At 69.0% G+C, this 2962-nt stretch carries 3 protein-coding genes and 1 pseudogene; 3 read left to right on the plus strand and 1 reads right to left on the minus strand.

Annotation, left to right across the window (positions count from 1 at the left end):
* The first annotated feature begins 88 nt into the window (after positions 1-88).
* Together ACWGKT_RS48330 and ACWGKT_RS48335 are read left to right on the plus strand one after the other, a co-directional pair.
* Positions 89-1378, plus strand: coding sequence for an FAD-dependent oxidoreductase (locus tag ACWGKT_RS48330; RefSeq protein WP_453278796.1), 1290 nt, complete (start codon positions 89-91; stop codon positions 1376-1378).
* A gap of 363 nt (positions 1379-1741) precedes the next feature.
* A complete protein-coding gene (locus ACWGKT_RS48335) occupies positions 1742-1990 on the plus strand; it encodes a thiamine pyrophosphate-binding protein (RefSeq protein ID WP_453278797.1) in 249 nt (82 codons plus the stop codon).
* A 13-nt stretch (positions 1991-2003) separates the two neighbouring features.
* Here ACWGKT_RS48335 and ACWGKT_RS48340 read toward each other — a convergent pair.
* Positions 2004-2327 (minus strand): annotated as a pseudogene (locus ACWGKT_RS48340) (LysR family transcriptional regulator); the annotation flags it as partial.
* 138 nt (positions 2328-2465) lie between these two features.
* Between ACWGKT_RS48340 and ACWGKT_RS48345 the strand changes: the two are divergent.
* On the plus strand, positions 2466-2962 hold a 497-nt coding region (locus ACWGKT_RS48345), incomplete at its 3' end, for an inositol monophosphatase family protein (RefSeq protein ID WP_453278798.1).

Consider the following 2962-nt stretch of genomic DNA (forward strand, 5'->3'; position numbering starts at 1 on the left):
CTGGATGTGGGAACGCGAGGTCTACGGACACCAGATGGACACCGCTTGACCTGTTTCTGGGCACGAGGAAGCGCCGAGCATTCGTCTCGTGCCAAACGAAAACATCGAAACCGCAGTCGTCCTCGGCGCCGGCTTCGCCGGTCTCCTCACCGCCGCAGTGCTCACCAAGTTCTATCGGCAGGTCACGGTCGTCGACCGCGACCCCGCCTCCGGCCAGTACCGCCGGGGCGTCCCTCATGGCCGGCATGCCCACAACCTCCTTCCGGCCGGCGCGCGAGTCGTCGACGAGGTCTTTCCCGGTCTGGTGGACGAGATGAGCGCCGACGGCGCGATTGTGGCGGATGTGCTGTCGGACTACCGCTTCTACCTCGGCGGGAAGGAATTGCCGCGGGTGCCGGTCGGTGCGCACTCCCTCCACGCGACAGTGCCGTTCTACGAGCGCCACTTGCGCCGGCGGCTGGTCGAACAGGACGGCCTGCGGATGGTGCTCGGCGCTGACGTGGTGGGGCTGATCGGCGATGACCGGCGGATTACCGGCGTACGCATCCTGCGGCAGGAGCCCAGCAGCAGCGAAGAGACGTTGAGTGCCGACCTGGTGGTCGATGCGATGGGCCGCGGCAGCCGTACGCCGGTCTGGCTCGAGCAACTCGGATACGAACGTCCCGCCGAGCAACGTGTCAACGTCGACGTCGCCTACGCCAGCCGGCTTGTCCGGCTCCCGCCCCAGCACGACCGGGCGCTGCTCATCGGCGGCGATGTCAGGGCCAACGGCCGCGGGCTGTTGTTGCTGGCGGTCGAGGACGGCCGGCACGTACTGACCGTCACCGGGACGGGCCCTGCCGCGCCTCCACCGACCGACGAGGCCGGATTCGCGGAGTTCGTCGCCGCGGCGGCCCCGGACGACGTGCTCCCGGCGCTGAGGACCGCCGAGGCGCTCAGCGACATCGTCGCGTACCGCTTTCCCGCGACCCGCTGGCGCCGGTACGACCAACTCGCAGGTTTCCCGGACGGGCTGGTCGTGGTCGGGGACGCACTGTGCTCGTTGAGCCCGGTCAACGCGCAGGGCCTGACGGCGGCAACGCTGGAGGCCCGCGCGCTCCGCGACACGCTCTCAGCCGGCCGGCGCGACGTCACCGCCAACTTCCTGGCCCGGGCGACGGGCATGCTGACCGCGCCCTGGGGGATGGCCGGCGAGCCGGGACAACCGGCGAACCTGACGCAGAAGATGCAGGGCGCCATGATGAGCCGGCTGATGGCCGCCGCGGCTACCGACCCAACGGTCGCGGCCCAGCTCATCCGGGTCCTGGCGCTACTCGATCCGCCTTCGAAGCTGTTGCGGCCGGCTGTGCTCGGGCGAGCGTTGCTCCGGGCAGCATGAGTGCGGGAAAAGCTCGACGGGGAGCACTCGCCGCAGGCCGTCGCCGAACTCAGGGGGCCATCACGCCTGCCGTCCTCGGGAGCATGCCTGCGAGTGATCACGCTCGGCGCCGATCCGGCAGACGTCCGTAACGCGAACCCCGGCCGTCACCGCGCCATCTCCCGGACGCCGTCGGCCTGGTCCGCACCCGTATCCACTCCGTCAACTCGTCAATCGTGGCACATCGTGGAGAGGGACGGCATCGCACCTTGGCTCTCAGTCGACGTCCGCGTCCCAGCTGATGTGCCAGCGGTGTGAGTGACCGGCCTCTAACAGCGAGAACACCATGGCTCAAAAAGGATCACTGGAAGGCGATCAGCTTCTATGAATGGTGCCGAGACTCTTTTGCGCACCCTGCTCAACAACGGTGTGGACGTCTGCTTTGCCAATCCGGGTACGTCGGAGACGCAGTTCGTCGCGGCGCTCGACCGCCACCCGGCCATGCGCGGTGTGCTGTGCCTCTTCGAAGGAGTAGCGACCGGGGCCGCCGACGGCTGCGCCCGCATGACCGGCCAGCCGGCCGCGACCTTGTTCCATCTCGGCCCGGGCCTTACTGGGTGCGCCGGCCAATGACCTCGGCGGATATCGGTCCCGATACCGCGGCAGCCGTGGCGGCGGCGATGAGCGCCCGCTCCAGCGTTGCCAGATCGAGTTCACGGCTCGGTGCCAGCACCCCTTGGACCTGGTGCAGCAGTTCGTGCACCTGTTCCCGGACGGCGATCGCGTACGGCGTCGGGGTCATGGTGCGGCCGGTGCGCACCAGGATCTGATCCCCAGTCGTGCGCCGGATCCGGCCCAGGCTCCGGCTCATCGCGGGGGCGGTGACGTGCAGGCGTGCGGCTGCCCCGGCCACACTGCCCTCCTCCAGCAGCGCGTCGAGCGCGGCCAGCAGGTTCAAATCCAATTGCATGTGAGTAATCCTAGCCGTGCTTTGCATGCACTTGAAGTTAATGTCCGGGCTGCCTACCGTTGAGACGAACACGCAGGACGGACTGCACAGTTCGGCCCAACCGGCCTCATCACCCCTTTCTCATAAAGGAGTTCACCCATGTCCGAAACGCTTCAGACGACTGACGTCGCCGCTTTCGACACCGACTTGCTCGCCCGGACCGCGATCGCCGTGCGTGAGGCGGGTTCGGCGCTGCGCGAGCGCTTCGGCGAGGTGGTCCGCTACCAGACCCGCGAAGAGCTGATGCGCGCGCTGGCCGCCAACGACGACACGGCCCTGGACATCCTTCGCCCCGCCCTGACGGAACTGCGCCCGGATGCCGGCTGGGTGGAGGACGAGCTGGACGGCGGGGCGCTGCCGTCCGGCGAATGGTGGGTCGTGGATCCGGCCGAAGGCAACGTCAACCACCTGCACGCCCTGCCGGAGTGGGCGGTGACCGCCACCCTCGTGCGGGAGAACCAGCCGGTGCTCACCGTGGTCCACCTGCCGTTGACCGGCGAGACCTACACCGCGCTCACCGGCGCGGGCGCCCACCTCGACGGCCGGCCGCTGCACGTCTCCCAGACCGCGGACCTCGGCCTGAGCATCGTGGCCAC

This window comes from Streptomyces sp. NPDC054794, assembly GCF_053611585.1.

Excerpts from the sequence above, each read along its gene's own strand:
- ACWGKT_RS48335 (WP_453278797.1), top strand. The coding sequence starts at position 1,742 with ATGAATGGTGCCGAGACTCTTTTGCGCACCCTGCTCAACAACGGTGTG.